This is a genomic window from Cupriavidus sp. UYPR2.512, from assembly GCF_000379565.1.
Classification (GTDB): Bacteria; Pseudomonadota; Gammaproteobacteria; order Burkholderiales; family Burkholderiaceae; genus Cupriavidus.
In genome coordinates, this window is record NZ_KB902911.1 from 1 (window position 1) to 6306 (window position 6306).

Below are 6306 nucleotides of genomic sequence, written 5' to 3' on the forward strand. Positions count from 1 at the left end.
AAGCCGGACGGACAGTCACTCGTTGCGTCCGTGCTTCACTGAACATCGAGTACGACTCAACCTTGCCTGCGTGGAACTACAGCATCCGCTCACGGAACGCCGCATAGCGGGAAGTTATTTCGAGCACGTTCCTTAGTTAGCACGTCGGCGGCTGACGTGCGTCCGTACATTTCCATAGTACGGGCTGTCTGAGCGAAAACCCATGAATTGACAGTGGGACTATCGAGTTCTTCGAGANCGATATACGGATCGGCAGCGTTACGTGTCGGCGGCCAAATAATTTTTGATTGCGAATTTATCATAATGCATCTAGTAAATTAACATCCATTAAAGTACTTTCAGAAGGAACAGCTTCAGGCTTTCAAATCGCCAGATTCGGTTCACGCCCTTGTCTTTCGCTGAAGTGGCTTGCATTGTTGCCGCCCCATGGATCACGCGTTTATGCTGCTCAATGCCCTACTCGTTGAACCACGCGTACATTGGTATTCGGTAGGTATCCGTGAGATATGATTGTGTCGCGGCAAGAACTTCCAAGTGCGCCGGTTCAGCGTCATTTTTTGAGTAGCCGGGTTGCACTAGCGTCATGGCATAGTCAGGACGCAACTGCTGCCATCGGTTGATCCAGGTCACGAGCAACGGCAATCCCCCCCGCTCAAACCGGGAGGCCTTATTCGCCTTTAGCCGACCGGCTTCCCGCCGCTGTAGGCGTTTGAGAAAATCGCCCAGTTGTTCCGCCCAGCGAACCGATTTCTGCGCCTGTCCGCAAATCTCATAGAGATCCTCAATGCGTGCTGCGGGTTTCGCCTTGGAGGAATACTTGCAATGATAGAGATGAATGCGCAAGCGGTTTCCTTCCAGCTTAATTGCGACCACGTCCGCAATTTCCCCTGCGCCGTCATCGTCAAAGACGATATCCCACGGATCTTCGAGCAGGCGTTCAATTACCCGGCGCTGGATTGAATCGGGCTTTTTTTCCAAGCCCTGTGATTCCGATCGGATGTTCACACCTTCCCAGCCATCGGTGGCTATGCGCTTTAGATCGAAAACCGGTACTTCGTCGCGCGGTGGCACGATGAACAAGGCCGAGCCGACTAGCATGTCACCATCAGCCATGTAGACGTGCGGTGGGCTCTCGAGGAACCCTTCCAGCAAGGCCTGTTCCTTCTTGCCGCGCCGGATCGCCAGCGTAGGTCCTGTGGACTGAAAGAACCTAGGCGCACCGCCCTCGATTGTGAAGCGATACGTGGTAGCTATGCGATCACTGCCGATCCGGAAATGGATGCCGCCGGCACAAGTGAAGTCCTCCAAGGAAATCTCGCAATCTTGAAACGGCTCGGCGGTATCGCCAGCCACCAGCGCGATGCGATCCTCGCGCTCGAACAGCACGTCCTCCGGCCAGTCCATCGCCAATGGAATCCTGCCCTCTGGCAACCTTTCCTGCGCCACCGCCTTAACAAGATTCCTGAGGATTCGTTCGGTCGTGATGCGTTCATCCAAAAGCTTTTTCCCAAGCCGGTCGCACCACCGCATCCATTCGGCCGGATTATTGGTCGTGTTCTGCGACCAAATTTTTCCCTTGATGGAACAGCCCAGCGTGGCACGCGTTCGAGTGGAATCCCGCGTTTCGCCGTCCTCGTCGACGTCCTCTAGATCCACAAAACCCTGTCCGAACAGATTGTTGAGCGTCTTTGTGCGGTTACCGGCATAGGCATTGAGTTGATCGGCGATATCGACGCCCATGAACATGGAGTAGCGCACGGGCTTTCGCTGAGCCTCGCTTAGTCCAAGGTTCGACAGCATCAATCTCTCAAAACCGTCCAGCGCTCGAAATACCGAATCCCCTCCAAGTCGGGACGCCGTGCCGCCGGTCAGCTTGCTGGCCAGTGGCATGTGCAGGTCCTTCTTGCGCGACGTATTAATGAACAGAAGTTGCTGCTCCTCATTCCAGTAGGCCATGACGAGGTTGTACTGGACGTTCCTTGGAAACTTCACGTTCGTCCAGGGCAAGGCTTCCTCGTCGCGAGTCACGAAGATCAGAAGACGTTCTGCGGGATTTACGCTCGCCATCGGCAATCGTGGCATTACTGCCAATAGCATCGTCGATATCCTCAACGCACCATTCTTCGCAGTCTGTGCGATAGACGATGGTACTCATTCGCGGCTGGAGGTTTTCGACATGGAAGTTTTCGGGAGGTGTCAGCAGACCCGTCACGATGTCTTCGCGGCGCTTGGCGTCGAAGGTCTTCTGGTAGCCAACTACATTTAGGAGATGATTCCAGTCGGCATCCTCCGCATACAGGGCTTTCAAGCGCTCATTGACATCGTCCATGGCCACGTTAGCAATCACGGTCGCGGCGCCCAAATCTGCGCGGGTTCGAGTAAACCGTCCAACGAACTGAAGCGTGATGGCCTCGCTCTTGTGCTTGTCATGCAGCGCGGCGATCTTCAACTCCGGCAGATCGAAACCCTCTCCGAGCATGTTGACGCATACAATGATTGCAGCCTCGCCCGCACGGAGCTTACGCAAAGCTTCCCGGCGAGCTATCACGCCCATATTGCTATGTATCATCTGCGGGGAAAACTCGCTCAGCCTGACCTGATACTTTTGATGCAAGGCTTTTGCTGCTTCAATCGTTCCCACTCGCGCCATCACTAAATGAGCCCAACCCTTGGCACGGTCGCGCCGTAATACCTGCCCCACATGCGTGATGATCTGATCGTCGGCATCATCTCGATCCAGGCCCATCACGGGAATATAGTTGATCGACTTGAAGAGCCCATCACGCTGGGCTTGCCTTAGGGGATAGGAATAGATATGTCGTCCGTCCACGCGCCTACCGTCGTTGCGGTAGGGCGTCGCGGTGAACTGCAGAACAGTCTTCTTGCTGAACTGTTGCTTAAACGCGCGCCAGGTGGCAGCAGCAATGTGATGCGCTTCATCGACAAAAAGGTGTGTCGCCCATTCCGCCGCACGCTCCTGCATGTCCGAAGACAGCTCGGCGACCAGATCCATTGTTGTGACTACGATTTGTGCAGAGTCGAGAAAGCGAGCGAACTCCTCTGTCGTCTTCGGCGCGCGTTTGAGCATGGCAACGGTTGGCAATAGCGCACTGTGGGCAAGGCATTGAGTCTGCCTAAGCATGCCCAGGGTCAAGAACTTTTCTGTCACCTGCGTCCGAAGCGCATCCGACGGGACAATAACCAGTAGTCTCCGTATTAATGCCATAACCAGCAGCGCAAGCATGGTCTCCGTCTTGCCGGTCCCTGTAGGCAGGACGACCGTCACGGCGGCCCGGCTCACGCTCCAATGCGCAAGCACGGCCCTGACTGCACCAACCTGCGGCAAGCGCATGCCTGCGCGAATGAGGCGCTCCTCCCCATCGTAACGTTCGGCGCGCAGATCTAGGGCATCCTCCCAAGATGCCAAAGTGCGTTCGATATCAGCGATCTGCGCGGTCTCCATGCCCTTCGCCTGACGCGCCCGTGGTAGCAGCCATTTAGCTTCCCCTCGCATGACTGCCTCGACGTTCGAGGCATCGTCAACTTTGAGGACACTGGCGTTCCCGTACGACGAATTGGTCTTACGATCCACGACCGCGAATGAACCAAAGTCCGGGCTGAATCCGCTAAACCCTGCGCTTCGCTGTAGCGGGGACAACTTGACCGTCAAACGCTGCCGCGCCGAGCGCAGCCGTTTGATCACATTGCCGTCAGATCGGTCGAGCAGATCGACCAGGTTCGGGACGACGAGTTCTACCTCGTGCGCAAACAGATCATCCATGCATTCCCCCGCCGTCGAAAAATCGAGTTCCATTTTGACATTGCTCTCGCGTCGCCTCCCCGGCGCCCGCTTGAAAAGTGCGAGGCGAATGTCCTCGTGCACTGTCACAGAAACAACTGCGCATCGGCGACTACACCACGCGATGCCGGATCAGGTGATAGCCCTCCCCACAGAACCAGGCCGAATCGCGCAGTCCCTCGTACAGAGCCGTCTTCCATGAGTTCCGATCACGCGCATGTCGAGACCGAAACTGGGCATCTAGATGGGCGCGTATGCCGGTTGGTCCTGCCGCCTGCCCGACCTCCTCAAGCGCGTAGGAAATATCAGCCATCTCGCTGGCGGCCTGGGCCGCATAAAGCGGGGCAAGGCCCATTACCTCGAAGTGTCTGCGTACACGCGCCGTAAGCACGGCATCCCACTCACTCGATGCCTGGACGAAAAATGACACAGTGGGCGGCGTCGAGGCCTCGATGGCTGCGACCAACCAGCGCTCGTCACCGAGGTTGTCGAAGTACGGGTGGAGTGTTTGCTCCTCCGCCTGCGCCGGAGCACTGGCCAGCTTTCGCTTGTTGCAGTCGGAGCAGGCCGGGACGAGATTGACAGGCGTTAGGTTTAGTTTGGGATAGCGCGACTGTGGCAGGTAGTGATCGACCGTAGCCACCACCCGCTGGCCGCACAAGGGGCAAAGGCCGTGCTCGGGAGCCATGCGAATCTGCTCGTAGAGCGGCCGAGACGGCGAGCCGCCGCGAGCGAAGTGGGATTTGTAGATCACGCCCATCAATTCTGCATTGATCGCCTCGGTCACCTGCTCGGATTGCTCCATTGAGAACAACTGCCCAAGCGGCCCTAACTCCTGATACTGAGCCTCGGACGCCACGATGACGGGAACCGCATCGCGCAGCGCCTGAGCGCGCTCGACAATACTAATGCCGGATGCACAAGCTTCCACCGCTTTAGCGGCGGTGAACGTCGGAGGATTGAGTCGCTTCATTGCTGCAACTCACTCCGCACGCTTCGTCACCAAGCTGCGGGCTAGCGCCATAGCCTCAGACCCCAACTGCCCGGAAAAATGCTGCTCTACTCCGTCATAGGTCTGTCCAGGTACGCTAGCGACTGTACTGACCAGTTGATGGAAGCCCGCGTTTGTCACTTCCAGTCCAAACACCTCGCGAGTCAGGACACCTGCGCTTTCGCCGAACGTCTCCATTGACGGGCGCTCGACGGTCGATCGCATCAACGTCCGACGCAGCATCCATACGCATCGTTTCGGCACCTCTTGCAATACAACGGGCGAATGTGTGGCGATCAGTGCAACCCCGTTGCGGGCTACGAGCAGATCGGCTATGGCGCGCACAAATGCCGAAAGCAGCGGCGGATGCAGGTGTCCTTCCGGTTCGTCAAGGACGACTAGCGTGCGTTCATCAACCAATTCCACAAGACGCGTGGTCGTAAGGAGAACTATGGCATGACCCGAACTCAGGCGGCCAAAAAAATGCTCCGCAGTATCGGTCCAGTTCTCACCGGTAAGCTCGACAAGCCGTTGGACACCAGCTTCCGCAAATAGCGGGTCGGTCGCCAAAGTCCCGACGGCTCGAAGCCATCGAGTTCGCCGTGGCTCCGTCCGACAGCGCTCCAGGCTCTTAACAAAGTCTTTAGCGAGAGCAGCCGGCCCTTTAATCCCGTCAATCACTTGGCCGTTAATCTGACGCTGATGGCGCAGGCCAACGAACGCAGCTTCGATTCTTAATTCCTGCGCCGATGGTGCCAGGAAATCATCGAAGGCACTGAACGAGACGGATACAAGTCCAGCGAAAGTCCACTCTTGTTGGTTTTGACCTAGACGGCGGAGCGTTCCAAGAGGCGCCTTCTCAGTCGGCCGTTCGAGAAGAGTGTTGATCAGGCTCTGAATGCATCGGGTTTTCCCGGCACCATTCCTACCGACGAGCACGTGCAGATTTGTCGGAGGCTCCGAATGTGGTTCGACAAGGAAACTCATCGTCGTCGGCGGTGCTGGCGGACCGTCGTTCGCCGGCGTCACCGGCAGTGTGAAATCGAACTCGAATCGTGTCAGAACGGCATCGCCGTGCGCCAAGCGGTGTAGTCGATTGCGAACGTTCGCTTCATGGACGGACCGCAATAGCGACTGGATCATCACCATTTCGTGCTGGTGCCTGGCCAACACTTCCAAGTCATAGGCACAGTCGCATAGTCCTCGCAGGACAACCTGACCATAGTTATCAGGTACTGACCCTAGTGTAGCGTTCTGTTCTTGATNGAACTTATATGAATTCGGCGTCTCCAATGCCCACACTGCGACACAGCGTGGAGAGAGTGAGTGCGAGTTGCCCCCGAGATCATGTTGACCGACGAGGAGCGAACCAATTTGACGAGGCTGGTTCGGTCGAAGCTCACGAGCGTGAGGCTGGCGCAGCGCGCGCGCATTGTGCTGCTGGCCGCCAACGGAATGCAGAACAAGGACATCGCCGAGCAGTTGGGAGTCGGACGCGTGCAGGTCTCGCGTTGGC

5 protein-coding genes are annotated in these 6306 nt (G+C 57.1%); 1 reads left to right on the plus strand and 4 read right to left on the minus strand.

Annotation, left to right across the window (positions count from 1 at the left end):
• Positions 1-456 precede the first annotated feature (456 nt).
• The 4 genes from A3A5_RS44015 to A3A5_RS38185 form a co-directional block, all read right to left on the minus strand.
• Positions 457-1956 (minus strand): hypothetical protein, encoded by a 1500-nt coding sequence (locus A3A5_RS44015; RefSeq protein WP_035812261.1) that lies wholly within the window; start codon positions 1954-1956, stop codon positions 457-459.
• Positions 1940-3814 carry a DEAD/DEAH box helicase gene (locus A3A5_RS41165; RefSeq protein WP_051108507.1) on the minus strand — a complete coding sequence of 625 codons (1875 nt, stop codon included), beginning with the start codon at positions 3812-3814 and terminating at the stop codon, positions 1940-1942. The genes A3A5_RS44015 and A3A5_RS41165 overlap by 17 nt, the downstream gene beginning before the upstream one ends.
• 97 nt (positions 3815-3911) lie before the next feature.
• The gene (locus A3A5_RS38180; RefSeq protein WP_018310554.1) at positions 3912-4772 is read right to left on the minus strand and encodes an HNH endonuclease; all 861 of its coding nucleotides are present in this window, start codon (positions 4770-4772) and stop codon (positions 3912-3914) included.
• A 9-nt stretch (positions 4773-4781) separates the two neighbouring features.
• Positions 4782-5939, minus strand: a complete 1158-nt coding sequence (locus A3A5_RS38185) for an AAA family ATPase (RefSeq protein ID WP_051108508.1) — start codon at positions 5937-5939, stop codon at positions 4782-4784.
• Between the two features lie 198 nt (positions 5940-6137).
• Here A3A5_RS38185 and A3A5_RS45620 point away from each other — a divergent pair.
• Positions 6138-6306: helix-turn-helix domain-containing protein (locus A3A5_RS45620; protein ID WP_018310556.1), on the plus strand; the 169-nt coding region annotated here is incomplete at its 3' end.